This is a genomic window from Brevibacterium sp. 'Marine' (genome assembly GCF_012844365.1).
In the GTDB taxonomy this organism is placed as follows: Bacteria; Actinomycetota; Actinomycetes; order Actinomycetales; family Brevibacteriaceae; genus Brevibacterium.
On the sequence record NZ_CP051626.1, the window covers coordinates 1,921,781 to 1,940,287 of the forward strand.

An 18,507-nucleotide genomic window follows, 5' to 3' on the forward strand; every position below is an offset into this window, starting at 1 on the left:
CAGGCCCTCACCAACCGTGACATATTCGATTCATGGTGGAGAGATTCCCGATCGACATCCGTGCTTTGGCCGGAATGCACTTCTCCGCGGCCACGGCCGCTTTTCAGATCGAAGGCGCACGCACCGCAGACGGTCGCGGTCGCAGCATCTGGGATGACTTCGTCGATGCACCCGGCAATGTCATCGACGGCAGCACTGCCGAACCCGGCCCCGACAGCTACCACCGCGTCGACGACGACATCGGTCTGCTGGTCGGCCTCGGCGTCGACCGGTACCGCTTCTCCATCTCGTGGACCCGGGTCATCCCGAACGCCGGCACGGATGTCTCGGTGAACCCGGCCGGACTCGACTACTACGATCGGCTCGTCGACGGACTGCTCACTGCCGGGATCACCCCGGAACCGACGCTCTACCATTGGGACCTGCCGGTCGCACTCGAGACAGACGGCGGGTGGCTCAACCGAGACACGGCCTCCCGTTTCGGCGACTATGCGGAGGTGGTGGCCGGTCGCCTCGGTGATCGAGTCCGTCACTGGTACACGATCAATGAACCCGCATCGACATCGCTGCAGGGCTATGCGCTGGGGGAGTTGGCACCCGGGCGCACTCTGCTCTTCGATTCCCTGCCCACCGTCCACCACCAACTGCTGGCACACGGGATCGCCGCGCCCATCCTGCGAGAACACGGCGCAGTTCAGGTCGCACCGACGCTCAACCACAGTCTCGTTCTACCTGCTTCCCGAGCAGCCGACGACCAGGCTGCGGCCGGCTTGCTCGACGGAATCCTCAACCGGCTCTTCGCCGACCCGCTGCTCCTGGGCACCTATCCCGACCTCAGTGCCTTCGGCGTCGAGCTGCCCGTGGCGGACGGCGATATGGAACTCATCTCAGCACCGAATGAGGTCTACTGCTTCAACTACTACAACCCGACTACCGTCCGTGCCTGTGCCGGACCGATTCCATTCGAGATGGTGCCGACCCCCGGAGCACCCGTGACCGGGTTCGGTCCCATGTGGCCGATCCGCCCGGATACGATGCGCGACTTCCTCATCGACATGGACCGCCGCTACGAATCCGCGCTCCCGCCGATCATCATCACCGAGAACGGGGCGTCATTTCCCGAACCGGGCACCACCGAAACGGAGATCAGCGATGCAGAGCGGATCGACTATCTGCGCGGCCACCTCGGTGCAGTGATCGACGCGAAGGCCGCGGGCGTGCGCATCGACGGGTACACCGTCTGGTCGCTGCTGGACAATTTCGAATGGGCCGACGGATGGAGCCAGCGATTCGGCCTCGTCCACGTCGATATGCACACCGGAACGCGAACGCCGAAGGCCTCCTACCGCTGGTATCGGGATCTCATCTCCGCGGCCCGGTCATGAGCACCCTCAGCCCACCACCTCACCGAGGCGGCTCTGCCTCTCGTGCACGCGTCTCACCGTGGTGGATGGTGTGGTTCACCCTCGCCTGGCTGGCGATCTGGACGGTGCAGCTGACACCGATCCAGCTTCTCCTGCCCCTGCAGCTCGACACTCAGAGCGGACACTGGATCGACGGGGTCATCTGGTCCGGGCTCGTGCTCTCAGCCGGAGGCCTGGCCGGAATCATCGCAGCGCCTGTGGCCGGACGGCTCTCCGACCGCACCCGATCCCGCTTCGGCAGGAGGCGCCCCTGGGCGATCGGAGGATCGCTGCTGGCCGCGTTCGGCCTCGTGCTCACCGGCATCGCCGAGGGACCGCTGCTGGTCGGCGCCGCCTGGGTGGTCACCTCGGTCGGTGTGTCCGTGACATCGTCGGCACTGACCGCGCTCATCGCCGATCAGCTCGATGACCAGCGCGGTGCGGCGTCGGCGGCGGCCAGCTCGGCTCAAGCCGTCGGAGTCGTCGTCGGCGTCGCCGCGATCGTGCTGCTGGGTCTGAGCACCGGCGCATCGTACGCGGTGCTGGCCGGATTCATCCTCGTCATCGGCACGGTCACCGCGGTGCTGCTGCCCGATCCGCCTCTGCCGCACACAGCCGTGCTCGAGTTCCATGCCCGTCGTGAACTCATCCGGCCGCGGGTGTCCTCACTCGTCGACCCGAGCTTCACCCGGCTGCTCATCAGCCGATTCATCGTCAATGTCGGCAATGCCTTCGGCACGTCGCTGCTGCTGTTCTTCCTGCTCTACGGAATCATGATCCCGGCCGGCGACGCAGAGAACAGCCTGCTCGTCCTCATCGTCATCTACACCGTCTTCGTGGTGGCCGCCTCGGTGCTCGTCGGCATGGTCACGGACAGACGAGGCAGCCGACGCGTCTGGACAGTCGTCGCCGCACTCGTCCAAGCCTGTTCGGGAATCATCATCCTCATCAGTCCCGATTTCACCACGACGGCAGTGGCGGCCGGTGTCATGGGCGCCGGATACGGTGCCTATATGGCGGTCAGCCTCGCACTGGCCACGGACCTGCTGCTCGACCCGGATGACCACGCCCGCGATCTCAGTCTCGTCAACAGCTCCGCGAATCTCGGACAGCTGATCGGCCCGCTCCTGGGGGCCGGACTCGTTGCTTTGGTCGGCGGATTCTGGCTGCTGTTCGCCGCGGCGGCAGTCGTCTCCGTGCTCGGGGCAGTTCTCACGCTGACGGTGCATCCCTCACGTGCGGTGCTGCGAGCTCCGCAGTCGGGCTGAGAGACTTCCGCACATTCGGTCGGATGTGTGGTCAGGACAGACCGAGAAGCTTTCCGCTCTTCGACAGCTCCGGATCCGTGCAGGATGACAGGTCGAAGCAGCAGGGACGTCGTTTGCCTGTTTCGAGTTTCGAGATCGCGACGTCGACTCGGCGTGCACGCGTATCGGCGTTCTTCGTCGACTTGATCCACCGCACCCATTCCCATCGGGCCATCGGTGTCAGGTCCGCCCAGACATCGTCGAGATCGCCGGCGGCATCGAGGGCAGAGCGGAGGTCCGCGGGCACCGTCACCTCCGGCCAGTTCTTCGTCGGGGTCACGCCGACTTCGACCTCGGCACCTTCCGTCGCCCCGAGCGTATCCCACTGGTCCTCATCGAGACTGATCCAATGGCCGCGTCGACCGTCGGGTTCGATGACAGTGCTGAACTCGATGCCGTCGAGGGTGCCGTTGACGGCGACCTGTCCGCGGGAGGGCAGTCGATCGCTGGCATCCTGGGGCAGGCGCAGAATCGGGCGGTCGCCCAGCACCTCGGTGGTCGCAGTGAACGTGACGTCGGCAGTCGTGGTGGTCATGATGACTCCTCATGGGATCATGGGACGGGTGGTCGGGTCCGGACACTCGAATTCGATTGAAGCGATGACTTTCACAATAGCCGCCCGAGGCTGGGCTGACTTCTCGATTCCTGATGAGTTCGTCCGCCTCGGGAACACGACGGACCGGCAGTTCTCGTTCCTGCCGGTCCGTCCGGGCCTCTGACACACCGGTTGTCTTCGCAGCCGTCGGCGACGGTTCAGCCGATCGAGCGACCGACCCAATCCGGTCGCTCCGTGGTGATCTGTGAGATCCGGTCGGCCACGGTGTCCGGGAAGGGCACGACTCGGTCCGTCGTCTGGTCGACGTGGAGGGCCATGATCTCCTCGGTGGACACGAGTCTGTCCCCGACAAACATCTCATAGGCGAAGTGCAGCTTCTTGTCTCCGGCACTGACGAGATGCGGAACGACGGTGAGTCGATCGCCGAGCGCCGCCTCGTCGAGATAGCGGATATGGGATTCGACCGTGTACAGGGATGCCTTCTGCGATTCCCGGTAGCCGGCGTCGAGTCCGAGCTGATCCATCACCTGATCGGTGGCGAAGCCGAAGACGAGGACGTAGTACGCCTCGGACATGTGCCCGTTGTAGTCGATCCACTCGGGTGCGGCCTCGGTGCTGTAGGTGTTCAGCTGCGATTCCGAGACGGTCGTCGGCGTCGATGCGGACTGCGGGCGAGCAGGCACTGCGGTGGCGGCCAACTGCGTGGTCAGTCGGCGCAGCGCGATGATCCCGGCGTCCCGATGGGCCACGAGGTCGGCGATCGAACGCTCACCGGCTTCGATATCGCAGCCGGCCACAACATCGTCGCGCAGCTGCTGGCTGAGCTCGGGTGCGCTCAGCCGGGTCCACGGAGACTTCAGCGAGGGTCCGAAGTGGTCGAGCATATGAGCCATTCCGCCCTCGCCGCCGGCGAGGTGGAACGTGAGCATCGGTCCCTGGAACGGCCACCGCAGTCCGGGGCCGTCGGTGATCGAGCGGTCGATCTGTTCGACCGTGGCCTCACCCTGGGCGACCATGTGCAGGGCCTCCCGCCACTGCGCCTCCTGCAGACGGTTGGCGATGAAGCCGGGGACTTCTCGGTCCATGCGGATGACGGACTTGCCGATGTGGGTGAAGAAGTCAGCGGCCCAGTCGACGGCCGCCGCGGAGGTGGACTGGCCACCGACGACCTCGACCAAGGGGATGAGGTAGGGCGGGTTGAACGGGTGGCCGACGACGAGTCGCTCGGGGTGGGCCGCCTCGGTGGCCATTTCGGTCATGGAATAGCCCGAGGTCGAGGAGCTGATGACGATATTCGGCGGGCAGAGTCCATCGATCTGGGCCAGCAGCCCGCGCTTGAGCGCGAGATCTTCGGGAGCAGACTCCTGGACGAAACCGGTGCCGGTGATCGCCTCGGCGAGATCGGTGTGGATCGACCACGCGGTCCGGTCGGCTCCCTCGACCATGTCGAGCTCGGCCATGGCCGGCCATGCCGCGTCGAGGAGCCGTGTGAACTTGTCGCCGGCGTCCGGGGCCGGGTCCCAGATCTTCACCCGGAAGCCCTGAGCGAGGAAGTACGCGGCCCAACCGCCTCCGATGGTTCCCGCGCCGACGCAGGTGACGGTGTCGATCGCGGCGACATCGGGGAATGCAGGCGAGTCGGGAATGGGGTCTGCGGGGGTGGAATCGGTCACAGGTCACCTCCGGTGACGGTCGGGGTCTGCACGCGCAGGTCGAGGATCTCGCGGGCCTCGTCCGGGGTGGCCACGGCCGCCCCGAGGCTTTCGATGATGTCGACGGCGCGCGCGGTGAGGTCGGCGTTCGTGGCCTTGACGCCCTTGGACATGTAGAGGTTGTCCTCGAGTCCGACGCGAGCGTGCCCGCCGGCGAGCACGGAGTGGGCGACCCACGGCAGCTGATTGGCGCCGATGGCGAACGACGTGAATTGGGCGCCCTTGGGCAGCATATTCACCATCGCCGCCAGCAGGCCCGGATCGGCGGGAGCGCCGTAGGGGATGCCCATGCACAGCTGGTACAGCGGCGGGGCGTCGATGAGGCCCTCCTCGACGAGGACGTTGGCGAACCACAGATTGCCGGTGTCGAAGATCTCCATCTCCGGACGCACGCCCAACGTCTGGATCCGCTTCGACCCTTCGCGCAGCATGTCAGGGGTCGAGACGTAGAGGTTCGATCCTTCGCCGAAGTTGAGGCTGCCGCAGTCGATCGTGCAGATCTCGGGCAGCAGCTCCTCGACATGAGGGAGTCGGTCGAGGGCGTTGATGAGGTCGGTGCCCGGCATCGTGGTCAGGGGGTCCTGCGGGTCGATGACGAGGTCGCCGCCCATTCCGGCGGTGAGGTTGATGACGGGGTCGACGTCGGAGGCGCGGATGCGGCGGACGACCTCGCGGTAGTAGGCGACCTCGCGTGAGCCCTGTCTGGTCTCGAGATCGCGGACATGGATGTGGACGACCGAGGCGCCGGCGCGGGCTGCTGCGATCGCGTCGTCGGCGATCTCTTCGGGTGTGACGGGAACGTGCTCGCTCTTGCCGGTGGTGTCTCCGGCACCGGTGACGGCGCAGGTGAGGATGACCTTGCGGTTCATGATGACTCCTTGGATCGATCGGTGTTGGTGGCTGGCATCGAGGTGGTCTCGGTCGGTCGTTCTGGGGTGGTCGATAGGGCTGTTGTGGTCGGTGTGGCCGGTGCAGGCGACGGATGCCTGATCGAGCGGTCGAGGTAGGTGCGCAGTCGCTGTGCGAAGGTGTCCGTGTCCATCACTCCGGTGAGCACCTTGATGCCGAGGCCGTCGAGCAGAGAGGTGAGTTCATCGGCCATGGCCCGCGGGTCGCCGGAGCGGAAGCGGCCGGTGCGCTGCCCGTCCTCGATCGTCGTCTGCACGGTCTTCGACCAGCGTTCATAGCTGAGCGGATAGTTCGACAACGTCGAATCCTCGAGGGACAGTCGAGCCCAGGTCTGCAGCCAGATCGACCATTCGCCGCGTTCGGTGCGTCCCAGCGGGGACTGCAGCTCGAGCAGCCGGTCGAGTCGCAGCGCCGGATCGTCGATATCGTCGAGCCAGGCGATCTGCCGGTCGAAGGCGAGCTTGACCGAGTAGTCGAGGGCGGCATCGAAGAGGTCGGATTTGTTCGCAAAGTAGTAGTGAACGCTCGCGGTCGAGACCTCGCAGGCCGCGGCGACGTCGGCAATGCGCACCGCATCGAAGCCGCGACGGCCGAACAGCGTCCACGCAGCCTCGACGATGGTGCGCTTCGGCGTCTCCTCCTCGGACGCGGCGGCGGCGTGTCTCGTCTGCTTCGGCGGCAGCGCGGACACCTGTGACTCGTCACCGAGGATCCACCGAACGGTCACCCCGGTGGCCGTGGCCAAGCCGAGGAGCTCCTCGGCGGTGAACCGGCGACGACCGGACAGAGCTTTGGACAGCTTCGTCTCGTCGATGCCGATGGACTCGGCAACCCGCCTCTGGGACAGGCCGCTGCGGCCGATGGCTCGGCGTGCCCGGTCCGCAGTCGCCTCGGGAAGCTGATCACCGCTCATGGGGCGAACCTACCCCAGTCGGACAGCGGATCGCAAGATCAGATGACTGAAAATCAAAACTTGCGATCAGGCTGTGGTTTCACCCACAGTCGCGCGTATGCCATTAATGTCGTACACAGTGGGAGATCCCCATCATGACCGAGTCCGCCGAGGAGCGCCCATGACCGACAGTCTTCATTCCCGCATGCACGTCGTCTCCGATGAGACCCGAAACCTCGTGAACCTCGTACTCGAGTACTCGCGCCGTCGGACTCTGGCCGAGGACACCCCGCTCGACCATCCGACATCGGAGGCCGAGCTGCGTCGACTGGCCGGACCCACCGTCACCGAGGAAGGTCTGGGGTCAGCTCGGGCGTTGGCGATCTTCGAGCACATCTTCGCCCCCGCCTGCATCTCCACCGATCATCCGAAGTATCTGTCGTTCATCCCCAGCGCACCGACGAAGGCCGCGGTGGCCTTCGACCTCGTCGTCTCCGCCAGTGCCCTCTACGGCGGGTCATGGCTCGAAGGCGCCGGAGTCGTCCACGCCGAGAATGAAGTCCTGCGGTGGCTGGCCGGCGAGTTCGGTCTGCCGGCGGGCGCCGGCGGAGTGTTCGTCCAGGGCGGCACGATCGGCAACCTCTCCGCGCTCGTCGCTGCCCGCAACACCCAGAAGGAGAAGCTCGGCGAGGCTCGGCCGGGACGTTGGGTGATCGTGTGCAGCGCCGAGGCTCATTCGTCGGTCGCCTCCGCGGCCGAAGTCATGGATGTCGACATCGCCCCGGTGGCCACCGGCGAGGATGGGATCCTGCGGCCCGACGGAGTGCGCGAGGCCCTGACCGAGCACGGGGATGCCGTCATTGCGGTGGTGGCCACCTCGGGGACGACGAACTTCGGCACGATCGACGATATCGCCGGCATCGCCGCGCTCAAGGACGAATTCGACTTCTGGCTCCATATCGACGGTGCCTACGGTCTGGCCGCGATGCTCTCACCGCGGGCACGCCACAAGTTCGCCGGGGTGGAGCGGGCCGATTCGCTCATCGTCGACCCCCACAAATGGCTCTTCGCTCCCTTCGACGCGTGTGCGCTCCTATACCGGGACCCGAATTCGGGGCGGCGAGCGCATACGCAGAAGGCCGAGTATCTCGATACGCTCACCGACGCCCAGGACTGGAGTCCCTCGGACTTCGCCATCCAGCTCACGCGCCGGCCCCGCGGGCTGCCTCTGTGGTATTCGCTGGCCAGCTATGGTGCCGAAACCTATCGGGAGGCGATCGGCCATTCGATCGATCTTGCGCGCGAGATCGCCACGGAGATCAAGCACCGAGAGCATCTGCGACTCGTGCGCGAACCCGAACTCTCTGTCGTCGTGTTCGAACGTGACGGTTGGCAGAGGTCGGACTATGACGCGTGGTCGGATCGCCTGCTCGAGGATCAGCGGGCCTTCGTGGTGCCGAGCTCGCACCAGGGGCGACCGAATGCCAGGTTCGCCATCGTCAATCCGCTGACGACGTTCGACGATCTCACCGACATCCTCGATTCGATGGAGTGAGCTCACGCGTCGGACGTGTGGTCCGTCCCTCTCCGAGGACTATGCGGAGGTGACGGCAAGTCAGTCCTCGGGGACATCCTCGGCGCCGGTCTCAGGCGTCGGCCGGGGGCGGAGCTCGACGGTGAAAGCGGGAAGCAGGGCCTGGGTGATCGGGCCGATGCCCAGCGCATAGAGGACCGTGCCGACGCCGACGACCCCGCCGAGCAGCCAACCGACGGCGACGACGCTGACCTCGATGAGGGTGCGCACCAGCCGGATCGACCGTCCGGTCACTCGGGACAGCCCCGTCATCAGTCCATCGCGCGGACCCGGCCCGAACTGGGAGCCGATGTACATCGCCGAGGCGGCGCCGTTGAGGACGACGCCGGTGACCATGAGTGCGATGTTCCACCCCAGTTCCTCGGGGCGGGGAAGGAACAGGCGGGTGAGATCGAGTGCGGGGCCGACGAGGAGGGCGTTGAGGATCGTGCCGATGCCGGGCTGTTGACGCAGCGGGATCCAGATGAGGAGCACGAGAAACGCGAGAATGGTGATGATGGTGCCGAAGGTCAGCGGCACGTGGTTCTGGATGCCGGAGTGCAGGACGTCCCAGGGCATCATGCCCAAACCGGCGTTGACCATCATCGCCATCGAGGCGCCGAAGAGATAGAGGCCGAGGACGAGTTGGGGCAGGCGCCGCCACAGCCGTCCGCCGCGCAGCTGTGTGATGGGACCGACATTGGCCAGCTGACGTTTCGGTGCTCTCATCGTGGTCATCCGATGGCTTTCTCTGGTGTGCGATCACTGGGACAGCTCTATCATGGCCGAAATTGGTCTTGCGCGAAATAGCCACTTGCCGGAAAGTGGTCCCATGAGGTCTCAACCATGAGCACACCGGTCCTGGGAGCCAAACGACTCGTCGGCATTATCGGCGATGGTCCGTGGAAGGCGCCTGCCTTCGAATCGCTGGCCGCCGCGGTGGCCGCGGCGATCACCGACGGGCGGCTTCCTGTCGGAGCACGACTGCCGAGCGAACGGGAGCTTGCTGCCGCGATCGGTCTGTCCCGGACAACGACGGGTCGCGCCTATGCCCAACTGCGGGAACAGGAGTACATCCGCACCCGCCGCGGCTCCGGCAGCATCGTGCAGCTGCCGAGGGTCCCCGGCGGCCGCATCGACCACCTGCTCTCACCTGCCGGCGCGGATGAGACGGAGATCGACCTGACCTGCACCGCACCGGTCGCGGCCCCTGACATCCCTCGCGCCTACGACAGGGCGCTGTCTCGTTTGGGTGCCTATCTTCCCGGCACCGGATACTATCCGTCCGGGCTGCCGGTACTGCGGGAGATCATCGCCGACCGCTATACCCGCCGCGGCGCACCGACCGATCCCGACCAGATCCTCATCACCTCCGGGGCGTTCGGCGGTGCGGCCATCGCCGTCCGCGCCCTCCTCAACGTCGAACCGGATGAGACCACGCGCCTCGGCGGGGCACGGTCGACCTCGCGAGTCCTCGTCGAAAGCCCCACCTATCCCAACGCGATCGCCACGCTCGAGGGTGCAGGCGCCGCTCTCGTGACCTACCCCCTCGAATTCGGAACTCAGGGACACTATTGGGACACCGACGCCATGGATCAGCTCATGGGGCAGATGCGTCCGCGCAGCGCCTATCTCATCCCCGACTTCCACAACCCGACCGGCGCCCTGATGGGTGAGGCCCAGCGCCGCGATCTCGCGGACGCTCTGCGCCGGCATCGCGTCGTTCCGGTCTTCGACGAATCCCTCGTCGAACTGGGACTGGAGGGAGGCCGAATGCCCACTCCGATGTCCGCGCTGATCCCCGACTCGGTGACGGTGGGCAGCGTGAGCAAGATCTATTGGGGAGGGCTGCGCATCGGATGGATGCGCATTCCCCGCCACCGAGTGGATCATTTCGCCTCCTCCCGACTCGGACTCGATCTGGGAGCTCCGGTGCTCGAACAGCTCGTCACCGTCGAACTCATGGACAGCCATGATGCCGTCGTCGCCGACTCCCGTTCCCGGCTGCGGTCCGCCCGCGACCTGCTTGCCGCTCAGGTGAGGTCATGGGTGCCGGATTGGAAGCTCATCGTCCCGTCCGGTGGAATGGCGCTGTGGGCCGAACTTCCGGAGGCTCGATCCGCGGCGCTCTCGATCGCTGCCCGGAACCATGGTCTCCGCCTCGTCGCCGGACCGAACTTCGCCCCGGCCGGTGGACTCGATCGATGGATGCGCCTGCCCTACACGGTGCCCGAGACCGAATTGGAACAGGTCGGGCCGCGATTGGCCGCTGCGTGGGAAGAGGCCAAGACGATGACCGGACGGAGACCGACGAGCCGGGCTCGCATCGTGGCGTGAACACCCCCCCGGTACGGGCCGAGAACCTGAGTACGATGACACTATGGGAGACGACAGCGAACTCAGTCATGATGACCAGTACTCGACGGCGACGACCGTCGAGGAGTTCCGAGCCGATATCGCCGAGGTGGAGCGCCGGATCGCCGCTGCCGCCGAGCGTGCCGGCCGGGACCGAACCGACATCGAGCTGCTGCCCGTGAGCAAGACCGTGCCCCAGGAGCGCATCCGCCTGGCTGTTGCCGCCGGATGTGCGAAGTTGGGCGAGAACAAAGTGCAGGAAGCCCACCGCAAATCCGAGGAGATGGCCGATCTCGACATCGACTGGGCAGTGATCGGCCACCTGCAGTCGAACAAAGCCAAGTTCGTGGCGCAGTTCGCCAGCGAATTCCAAGCCCTCGACCGGCTCAAGGTCGCCAGAGCACTCGACCGCAGACTCGAAGCCGAAGGACGCAGCCTCGACGTGTACGTGCAGGTCAACACCTCTGCCGAGGACTCGAAATTCGGAATGCCGCCGGAAGAGCTGCCCGCATTCCTCAAAGAGGTCCAGGCCTTCGAGACGCTCAAGGTGCAGGGTCTGATGACCCTGGCGATCTTCTCAGCCGACATCGACCGCGTCCGGCCCTGTTTTCAGACGCTGCGCACACTGCGTGACCAGGTCCGCGACACCGATGCTGAGCTGCTGGGCCCCGGGCGTCTGTCGATGGGCATGTCCGGTGACTTCGAAGTCGCCATCGAAGAGGGCGCGAACTGTGTGCGCGTCGGCCAAGCGATCTTCGGCAAGCGCTCCCTGCCGGATTCCTACTACTGGCCCGACACACACTGACTCTCAGGGGCCGATAAGTGCACAGTTCGACCCTGCAGGTGCTGGTGTGGTTCGGCGGAGCGGTGCTCGGAGGCATCCTCGGTGTTGGGATCGCTGGCTTCGCCGGCCTCGCCGAAGCGGCACTGACCCCGTGCCTCATCGCACTGCTCTTCCTCACGTTCTTGGAGCTTCCGTTCGACTCGGGTCTGCGTGCTCTTCGTGATCGTCGTTTCCTCGCACTTGTGGCCGGGATGAACTTCGTCGTCGTTCCCGCGGTCGTCGCTGGTCTCATCGCGGTCTTCGACATTGCTGATCCGATCGTGCCCGCAGTGCTCATCGTTCTGCTGTGCCCGTGCATCGACTACGTCATTGCGTTCACGCGAGCTGCCGGAGGTGCCGCCGACCAGCTGCTGATGCTCACCCCGATGCTGATGATCGCTCAGCTGCTGTTGCTGCCGGTCCTGCTGTGGGCGATCACCGGCGGGCGAACGAGCATCGATCTGCCGATTCGGCCCCTGGGCGAAGCGCTGCTGCTGTTCATCGTCATTCCGCTCATCGCCGCCGTCCTGGTTCGCACCCTAGCCCGCAGACAGCCCCGGGTGGATCGCGTCGTCGAATCGGCCGCAAAGCTGATGGACCCGGTGATGGCCCTGACTCTGCTAGTCATCACTGCCTCGGTCATTCCGGTGATCGCTGGTTCTGCTGGGCATTTGGGCACTGCGGCGTTGGTCTTCGCAGTCTTCGCGGTCGTGATGGCGGTCGCCGGGTGGATCCTCACACGCGCGACGCAGATGGCTGCAGACCAATCCCGAGCCGTGATCCTGTCCGGGGTGACTCGCAATTCACTCGTCATGCTTCCCCTCGTTCGGGCGATCACCGGAGAGAGGAGCGGCCCCGCCGCAGTCGTGACCCAGACCCTCATGGAACTGATCGTTCTGCTCATCCTTGTCCGCATTCTGCCTCGGCTGGTTCCCGCGACTGCCGTGTCCGAAAACCGCTAGTATTCCTGCGCTTCACGGCGGAGAATGGGACTATGTTCACGTCCGACCAGTGCTATCAGGCAGTCACCTCGCGTGACCGCCGGTTCGATGGCATGTTCTTCACCGCGGTGCGCACCACCGGGATCTTCTGCCGTCCCTCGTGCCCGGCGAAGACACCGAAGCGGGAGAACGTCGACTTCTTCGTCACAGCAGCTGCGGCCACCGATGCCGGATTCCGAGCCTGCCGGCGGTGCCGCCCGGACGCCAGCCCGAATTCTCCACAGTGGGACACTCGAGGTGACATTGTGGCTCGGGCCGTAAGGCTCATCCGTGACGGTGCCGTCGACCGAGGGGGAGTCGAAACACTGGCCGCCGAACTCGGATACAGCACACGTCAGCTCGGACGCCTCATCCATGCCGAACTCGGCGCAGGGCCTTTGGCTTTGGCCCGCACTGAACGCGTTCGGACTGCCCGAACACTTATCGAAGTCACATCGATGCCGATGAGCGACATCGCCTTCGCCGCCGGATTCTCCAGCATCCGACAGTTCAACGACACTTTCCGCGAAATGTACTCGATCAGTCCCCGTCAGCTGCGCAGCCCCGGAACCGACCAACCCGTGGCCGATGAGCTCAACCTGAGACTGGCCTATCGTCCGCCGTCCGACTTCTCACATCTGCTCGAGTACTTCGCTGTCCGAGCCGTGCCCGGGATCGAAGCGGTCGCGGACGGGGCGTACACCCGTTCGCTGCGACTGCCCCATGGCCCGGCAGTGATCACCGTGCGACAAGGAGCCGGAGATTTCGTCGATTGTCGCCTCCGCCTGGCCGATACCAGAGACCTCGGCAGCGCCGTAGCCCGGACTCGCCGAACCTTCGACCTCGATGCCGACCCCGCGGCGGTGGCAGAGACTCTGCGATCCGCAGGCTTGGCCCGCCTCGTCGACGACTGGCCCGGAATCCGTTCGCCAGGGCACAGCGACCCTGTCGAACTGGCCCTGCGCACCGTACTCGGGCAGCAGATTTCGTTGGCCGCGGCGAGTACTCACTTGGGGCGACTCGTAGCAGGAGCCGGAGAACCGCTGCCGCCGGAACTTGTAGTCAACGGCGTGGACAGACTGTTCCCCACCGCCGAGGCGATCGCTGCTGTCCCCGCATCGGACTGGGCTCTGCCAGAGAGCAGGATCCGCACAATTGCAGCTCTGTCGTCGGCTTTGGCAGATGGAAGCGTGGACTTGGGGGCTGGGGCCGACCGGGATGAAGCAAGCCGGAATCTGTTGGCACTGCCGGGGATCGGCCCCTGGAGCAACGGCTATATCCGGATGCGCGCACTTGGCGACCCCGATGTCTTCGTGGACTCCGACCTCGGCGTCAAGAAGGCGATCGCCGAACTCAATGAGACCTCAGCTTTCATCGGGGACTGGAAAGAGCTCTCGAAGAACTCCAGCCCGTGGCGTTCGTACCTCACCCATCTGCTGTGGGCCCATCACGCCCGCCGTGTCGAAAGGACACCCTGATATGACCACCTCGACGAACACCTCGTCTCACACTGATCCGACAACGGAACCGAGCGGAACCATCGGACTGCCGGTCGCCTCGGCGCCGGTGTATTCGACCATCATCGACACGGAGATCGAACCGGTCCTCCTCAACTCGGACGGAACCCACCTCACCGGTCTCTACCTCGACGTCTCCGAGGCGATCGATGCGCGCCTGCACAAGACGTTCGGCGTCGATCCGACACCGGCCGACGACCTCGAAATCTTCGAGCGCACGAAGGCCCAGCTGGGGGAGTACCTCGCCGGTGAGCGCACCCGGTTCGATCTGCCGTTGGCGGCAAAGGGCACCGAATTCCAGCGGCAGGTGTGGCAGGCACTGACTCAGATCCCCTATGGCAGCACCGCCGGCTACGGAGAACTCGCCGAAATGCTGGGCCGACCCGGCGCTGCGCGAGCAGTGGGCGCGGCGAACGGCAAGAATCCGATCAGCATCATCGTCCCCTGTCACCGTGTCATCGGCGCGGACGGCTCCATGACCGGCTACGCCTGGGGCGAGGCCAGCAAGCGACACCTGCTCACCCTAGAAAACTCCCTCTAATTACTACCTGACGGCGGCCCAGCAACCTCGCGCTGGAGTGGTCCCCAATAGTTGGACTGCTGTGAGGTCAGCATAAAGCAGTTGCCGGCTGTCCGGCTGTGGCGGTCTTGGTCCGATACTCCATCGGGGCAAGACCGCCGAGTCGCATCGAGATCCTCTCAAAGTTATACCAATGAATGTACTCATCGATCGCTTTCTCGAGGTCCTCGACCGTGTTGAATTTCTGCAGATAGAACATCTCGGTTTTCAACTGCCCGAAGAAGTTCTCCGCCATCGCGTTATCCCAGCAGTTTCCCTTCCGCGACATCGACGGTGTGGCACCGTGTTTGGTCAGGATCGCCGCCCACGACACGTGCTGGTACTGAAACCCCTGGTCCGTGTGCACCAATGGTTTCTGACCGGGCCGAAGCCCCTGACACGCATTCGTCAGTGACTTGTTCGTCAACGCCGTGTTCGGTGACGTCGACATCGAGTACGACACCACACTGGTATCGAAGAGATCGATGACCGGTGACAGATACAGTTTCTGATCCGCCACAGCGAATTCGGTGACGTCAGAGACCCATTTCTCATTTGGTTCCTCAGCGGTGAACTCCCGGTTGAGGACGTTGCCGGCAACACGGCCGATCGTGCCACGGTGGGAGTTATACCGCTTCCTGCGCACCTTGGTCTTGATGTTCATGTCCTGCATCAACCGCAGCACTGTCTTCTTCGCGATCGTGATGCCTTCTTTGACCAAGACTGCCCAGATCTTGCGGTGCCCGTAGCATTCGCGGCTGTCGGTGAAGATCTCCCGGATCCGGGGCCTGACCTGCTCGTATGGGTCAGGTTTCTGATCGAAGCGTTTCTGGTGATAGAAAAACGTCGACCGTGCCAGGCCCGCAATGCTCAGCAGCAGTGACAGTGGGTAGTTCGCCTTGAGACTGGCAACTATGCGTGCTTTTACAGCTGCCCGTTCTGCCTCAAGGCCTTCAGTTTTTTTAAGTACGCGTTCTCCGCTTCCGCCCGCAACAGCCGGTCTTGCAGCTGCCGATACTCCGCCAGACTAATGTCCTCGGCACGGGTCTTCTTCGCCATCAGGTCCGGCTTAGACGGGGCCGGATCAGCATCCGGGTCCTGACCGCTGTCAATGGCGCGCATCCGGGCTGTTGTGCCCTTGCCTGATGCCGGGGGCGAGGTGAATGCCTGATCGCCCTTGTCCCGGTATTCCTTGACCCAGTCGAGGATCGGACGCGACGATGCCAGGCCGAGTTCCTTGGCGAGTTCGACTTTGTGTTCGCCGTCGAGGTATCGCTTCGCAGTCGCGATCTTCTGCTCTGCTGGTATACGGCGGCGCTGGTGCGGTTCCATGACCGACATTGTTCCACGCACCAGCCACCGGTCGTGGAGAAGTTTGAGTGTGGGTTTGTGGACATCGAGCTTCGTGGCTGCCGCGGCGTAGCCGTGCCCTTGGTCGAAGAGTTCGATCGCGGCCTTGGCTTGGTCGTTGGTGATCAGACAGTCCTGACGCATGGAATGGTCCCTTCAAGTTGGTTTGTGTTGATCACAGTCCAACTTTCGGGGACCACTCCAGCGCGAGGTTGCTGGGCCCCCGTCAGGTAGCAATTGGGGAAGAGGAAGGGCCGGGAACCTTTTCGGATTCCCGGCCCTTCTGCGGTGGAGGTAAGGGGATTCGAACCCCTGACCTTCTCCATGCCATGGAGACGCGCTACCAACTGCGCCATACCCCCGCTTGCCTGAACAATACTACCCAGGTGCGGGCGGGAGACCAAATCGGCGGAGAGTGACGCTCGCCACATGGCATGACGCTGCTGAAAATCTGTTGGTGAAGTGCTCATCTAGGGTCGCTACACCCCCGCCAATGGTCGCTCCACGACCCGAGTCCCGTGAACCCCGGCCGTGACGAGTCGACTGCTCGAGGAGGATTCTCCACGGCGGCTCAGATGAACGGCCGGACCTGGCTGAGGTAGCGCACGATGTCCCGTTCGCGCAGTTCGCGCACACGCTGTTCGCGAGCGTGTTCGCGCAGGCGAGCCTGTTGGCGACGGGCTGCCTTGAGGCGACGGGTTTCCGCGGTCGGGGCCGGGCGGCGAGCCCACCGGATGAGCTTCATCCCGGTGGTCAGGGCCCAGCGGCGTGGATAGGTGAATGGGAACGTGGTCGACACAATTCTTCCTCGTGGTTTTCGGGCAGGGGATATCCGCAAAAGGGCAGGAGGTATCCCGGAATGACGGTGAGATAAACAGATTCCGAAAATGCCGTCTAATGGCAATGAATCACCCGAAAAAGGGTGCAATTAGCAAAGGCGGATAATTGCCATTGTCGCAATGGGCCAATGAGATGACTGACTCATTGAAACGGCAACGGAATCCGGAAGAGCTTTGAAGCCGGTATGGCCGGAGGTCAGGCAGAAGGCACACGATCGAACCGTGCGCGGACGCGATGACCGCGGTCAGCGACCGAGCTCAAAGATGTCGGCGTGATGTGACCGGATCAGGACTGGCTGCTGGCGGCGCTACAGCGCCGAAGAGCATGCTGGAATGATCTGGACACGTGCCAGACGTGAAGAATGCCGGGTATCAGGCAACCGGTGGCTCAGAGGACAACGGTGGCCGGAAGCCAACCGGTGGAAAAGACGTGAGAGACGGCTGTGTCAGCCGACGAGTCCTTGTCCGCCAATCGGGCAGGCAGCATATTCATGCCAAGGCGTTCGAAGGTCAGGGCCTGCAAGAAAATTCATCATCGTCACTGCTCTCCTTTCATGGTCGTGGATCTCGTGAGGACGGCGTCAACGTCCGCAATTGTCAAGATGCAATCAAGGGGTGTCTGCGAATCCGTAATTGCATTGTCGAATTTAGCACAGCTTTCATTGCCCGTGGGAGTTTTGTTCATTATTTTCGCAGATATTTTCACGTCGTCTCTTCGGGCGTGAAAGTCGACTCTCCCAAATCGGCCGGTCGAAGCGCTGTTCGGGCCGACGTAGAATCAGAGTTGACGTGCATCAGTCGGACACGCAGCTTGAGGAGTTGAGGATGTCAGAGACCGCCACCACCAGACGTCTGGTCGTCGGATACATCGCCACGGATCGGGGCCGGGATGCGATCTCGCTGGCCATTTCGATCGCGCGGTCCATCGACGTCGAGCTCGTGGTCACGATCATCCGTCCCGAATCATCGACGATTCTCGCCGGCAGCGCAGTGCCGAAGGACGGCGCAGGGATCGTAGCCCAGCAGATCGACGACTGGCTTGACGAAGCCCTGGCCCTCATTCCCGACGACGTCCGCGCCAGGGGCTGCATCCACATCGCTTCGAACGAGTCCAAGGGCCTCATAGAGGTCGCAGAGAAGGAAGGCGCAGTGGGCATCGTCATCGGTGCGCGTGCCACCACCTTGATGCGACAGCTGCGCATCGGCACGGTCGCCTCGTCTCTTCTGCACTCGTCACCGGTGCCCGTCGTGCTCGCCCCGTCGGGGCGGTCGGATATCGGACCGATCTCGCGAGTGACCGCACTCTACGGTGCTCGCCCCGGGGCCTCGGCACTCATCGGTGCCGCCATCGAATCGGCTGTCGGCCTCGGCGTCGACCTCAGACTGCTGTCCCTGGTCGAGAACGACGGACTCTATGACGACGAGGTCGCCGAGATCACCGAATTCGCCGAACAGTACGGGGGAGCGGTGCTGGCAGATCGAGCATCAGAGATGCTGACCTCGGGCCGAGCCACGGTGAGAACCAAGGCCGGTGCCGACATCGAAGAGGCGGCCGAGACCATCGACTGGCAGCCCGGAGACCTCGCGTTCATCGGCTCGAGTCGCCTGGGCCGCGGCGGAAAGGTCGCGGTCGGTGCGCGAGCCCGCCGTCTGCTGCGTGTGCTTCCCGTCCCCGTCGTGGTCGTCCCTCGCCGGGCAGTGAGTCGCCCGCGAACCGCTGAAACCGACTGAG

The 18,507-nt window shown here is 64.4% G+C and carries 17 protein-coding genes and 1 tRNA gene; 9 read left to right on the forward strand and 9 right to left on the reverse strand.

Features of this window, described 5'->3' with window-relative positions; translation table 11 throughout:
• Nucleotides 1–32: 32 nt before the first annotated feature.
• Both HF684_RS08625 and HF684_RS08630 read left to right on the forward strand, forming a co-directional pair.
• Nucleotides 33–1,385: a GH1 family beta-glucosidase gene (locus tag HF684_RS08625; protein ID WP_211168096.1), complete on the forward strand. Its 1,353-nt coding sequence runs from the start codon at nt 33–35 to the stop codon at nt 1,383–1,385.
• Nucleotides 1,382–2,671, forward strand: a complete 1,290-nt coding sequence (locus HF684_RS08630) for an MFS transporter (protein ID WP_248279179.1) — start codon at nt 1,382–1,384, stop codon at nt 2,669–2,671. Before HF684_RS08625 ends, HF684_RS08630 begins: the two co-directional genes overlap by 4 nt.
• A gap of 31 nt (nt 2,672–2,702) precedes the next feature.
• Here the strand turns inward: HF684_RS08630 and HF684_RS08635 are convergent, their stop codons facing one another.
• The 4 genes from HF684_RS08635 to HF684_RS08650 form a co-directional block, all read right to left on the reverse strand.
• Nucleotides 2,703–3,245, reverse strand: a complete 543-nt coding sequence (locus HF684_RS08635; protein WP_169252162.1) for a YdeI/OmpD-associated family protein — start codon at nt 3,243–3,245, stop codon at nt 2,703–2,705.
• 218 nt (nt 3,246–3,463) lie between these two features.
• Nucleotides 3,464–4,939: a 3-hydroxyacyl-CoA dehydrogenase NAD-binding domain-containing protein gene (locus tag HF684_RS08640; protein ID WP_248279180.1), complete on the reverse strand. Its 1,476-nt coding sequence runs from the start codon at nt 4,937–4,939 to the stop codon at nt 3,464–3,466.
• Nucleotides 4,936–5,847: a 3-keto-5-aminohexanoate cleavage protein gene (locus HF684_RS08645; protein WP_169252163.1), complete on the reverse strand. Its 912-nt coding sequence runs from the start codon at nt 5,845–5,847 to the stop codon at nt 4,936–4,938. Before HF684_RS08645 ends, HF684_RS08640 begins: the two co-directional genes overlap by 4 nt.
• Nucleotides 5,844–6,800 carry a TetR family transcriptional regulator C-terminal domain-containing protein gene (locus HF684_RS08650; RefSeq protein WP_169252164.1) on the reverse strand — a complete coding sequence of 319 codons (957 nt, stop codon included), beginning with the start codon at nt 6,798–6,800 and terminating at the stop codon, nt 5,844–5,846. The genes HF684_RS08645 and HF684_RS08650 overlap by 4 nt, the downstream gene beginning before the upstream one ends.
• Before the next feature lie 160 nt (nt 6,801–6,960).
• On the opposite strand from HF684_RS08650, the gene HF684_RS08655 reads away from it, so the two are divergent.
• Nucleotides 6,961–8,334: an aminotransferase class V-fold PLP-dependent enzyme gene (locus HF684_RS08655; RefSeq protein WP_169252165.1), complete on the forward strand. Its 1,374-nt coding sequence runs from the start codon at nt 6,961–6,963 to the stop codon at nt 8,332–8,334.
• A 60-nt stretch (nt 8,335–8,394) separates the two neighbouring features.
• Here HF684_RS08655 and HF684_RS08660 read toward each other — a convergent pair whose 3' ends face one another.
• A complete protein-coding gene (locus HF684_RS08660; RefSeq protein ID WP_348981445.1) occupies nt 8,395–9,081 on the reverse strand; it encodes a hypothetical protein in 687 nt (228 codons plus the stop codon).
• A gap of 117 nt (nt 9,082–9,198) precedes the next feature.
• On the opposite strand from HF684_RS08660, the gene HF684_RS08665 reads away from it, so the two are divergent.
• From HF684_RS08665 to HF684_RS08685, 5 genes are read left to right on the forward strand one after another with little or no spacing between them, the layout of a single operon-like run.
• A complete protein-coding gene (locus HF684_RS08665) occupies nt 9,199–10,689 on the forward strand; it encodes a PLP-dependent aminotransferase family protein (protein WP_169252167.1) in 1,491 nt (496 codons plus the stop codon).
• A gap of 43 nt (nt 10,690–10,732) precedes the next feature.
• A complete protein-coding gene (locus HF684_RS08670; RefSeq protein WP_169252168.1) occupies nt 10,733–11,512 on the forward strand; it encodes a YggS family pyridoxal phosphate-dependent enzyme in 780 nt (259 codons plus the stop codon).
• A 17-nt stretch (nt 11,513–11,529) separates the two neighbouring features.
• The gene (locus HF684_RS08675; RefSeq protein WP_101553988.1) at nt 11,530–12,492 is read left to right on the forward strand and encodes a bile acid:sodium symporter; all 963 of its coding nucleotides are present in this window, start codon (nt 11,530–11,532) and stop codon (nt 12,490–12,492) included.
• Between the two features lie 32 nt (nt 12,493–12,524).
• Nucleotides 12,525–13,988, forward strand: a complete 1,464-nt coding sequence (locus HF684_RS08680; RefSeq protein WP_169252169.1) for an AlkA N-terminal domain-containing protein — start codon at nt 12,525–12,527, stop codon at nt 13,986–13,988.
• A 1-nt stretch (nt 13,989) separates the two neighbouring features.
• Nucleotides 13,990–14,568 carry a methylated-DNA--[protein]-cysteine S-methyltransferase gene (locus tag HF684_RS08685; protein WP_169252170.1) on the forward strand — a complete coding sequence of 193 codons (579 nt, stop codon included), beginning with the start codon at nt 13,990–13,992 and terminating at the stop codon, nt 14,566–14,568.
• 67 nt (nt 14,569–14,635) lie between these two features.
• Here the strand turns inward: HF684_RS08685 and HF684_RS08690 are convergent, their stop codons facing one another.
• The 4 genes from HF684_RS08690 to HF684_RS08705 all read right to left on the reverse strand — a co-directional run bounded on the left by HF684_RS08690 (nt 14,636) and on the right by HF684_RS08705 (nt 16,735).
• The gene (locus HF684_RS08690) at nt 14,636–15,502 is read right to left on the reverse strand and encodes an IS3 family transposase (RefSeq protein WP_248279204.1); all 867 of its coding nucleotides are present in this window, start codon (nt 15,500–15,502) and stop codon (nt 14,636–14,638) included.
• Nucleotides 15,503–15,510: 8 nt separating this feature from the next.
• Entirely contained in the window at nt 15,511–16,080 is a 570-nt protein-coding gene (locus tag HF684_RS08695) for a transposase (RefSeq protein WP_169252171.1), read from the reverse strand.
• 145 nt (nt 16,081–16,225) lie between these two features.
• Nucleotides 16,226–16,298: transfer RNA gene (locus tag HF684_RS08700), tRNA-Ala, on the reverse strand.
• A 209-nt stretch (nt 16,299–16,507) separates the two neighbouring features.
• Complete coding sequence (locus tag HF684_RS08705; RefSeq protein ID WP_101553991.1) at nt 16,508–16,735, reverse strand: hypothetical protein; 228 nt, start codon at nt 16,733–16,735, stop codon at nt 16,508–16,510.
• 865 nt (nt 16,736–17,600) lie between these two features.
• Between HF684_RS08705 and HF684_RS08710 the strand changes: the two genes are divergently transcribed.
• Nucleotides 17,601–18,506, forward strand: a complete 906-nt coding sequence (locus tag HF684_RS08710) for a universal stress protein (protein ID WP_101553992.1) — start codon at nt 17,601–17,603, stop codon at nt 18,504–18,506.
• Nucleotide 18,507 lies beyond the last annotated feature (1 nt).

Excerpts from the sequence above, each read along its gene's own strand:
- HF684_RS08710 (WP_101553992.1), top strand. The coding sequence starts at position 17,601 with ATGTCAGAGACCGCCACCACCAGACGTCTGGTCGTCGGATACATCGCC.
- HF684_RS08685 (WP_169252170.1), top strand. The coding sequence starts at position 13,990 with ATGACCACCTCGACGAACACCTCGTCTCACACTGATCCGACAACGGAA.
- HF684_RS08670 (WP_169252168.1), top strand. The coding sequence starts at position 10,733 with ATGGGAGACGACAGCGAACTCAGTCATGATGACCAGTACTCGACGGCG.
- HF684_RS08645 (WP_169252163.1), bottom strand. The coding sequence starts at position 5,847 with ATGAACCGCAAGGTCATCCTCACCTGCGCCGTCACCGGTGCCGGAGAC.
- HF684_RS08660 (WP_348981445.1), bottom strand. The coding sequence starts at position 9,081 with ATGAGAGCACCGAAACGTCAGCTGGCCAATGTCGGTCCCATCACACAG.
- HF684_RS08695 (WP_169252171.1), bottom strand. The coding sequence starts at position 16,080 with ATGCGTCAGGACTGTCTGATCACCAACGACCAAGCCAAGGCCGCGATC.
- HF684_RS08630 (WP_248279179.1), top strand. The coding sequence starts at position 1,382 with ATGAGCACCCTCAGCCCACCACCTCACCGAGGCGGCTCTGCCTCTCGT.
- HF684_RS08650 (WP_169252164.1), bottom strand. The coding sequence starts at position 6,800 with ATGAGCGGTGATCAGCTTCCCGAGGCGACTGCGGACCGGGCACGCCGA.
- HF684_RS08665 (WP_169252167.1), top strand. The coding sequence starts at position 9,199 with ATGAGCACACCGGTCCTGGGAGCCAAACGACTCGTCGGCATTATCGGC.
- HF684_RS08625 (WP_211168096.1), top strand. The coding sequence starts at position 33 with ATGGTGGAGAGATTCCCGATCGACATCCGTGCTTTGGCCGGAATGCAC.
- HF684_RS08655 (WP_169252165.1), top strand. The coding sequence starts at position 6,961 with ATGACCGACAGTCTTCATTCCCGCATGCACGTCGTCTCCGATGAGACC.
- HF684_RS08680 (WP_169252169.1), top strand. The coding sequence starts at position 12,525 with ATGTTCACGTCCGACCAGTGCTATCAGGCAGTCACCTCGCGTGACCGC.
- HF684_RS08635 (WP_169252162.1), bottom strand. The coding sequence starts at position 3,245 with ATGACCACCACGACTGCCGACGTCACGTTCACTGCGACCACCGAGGTG.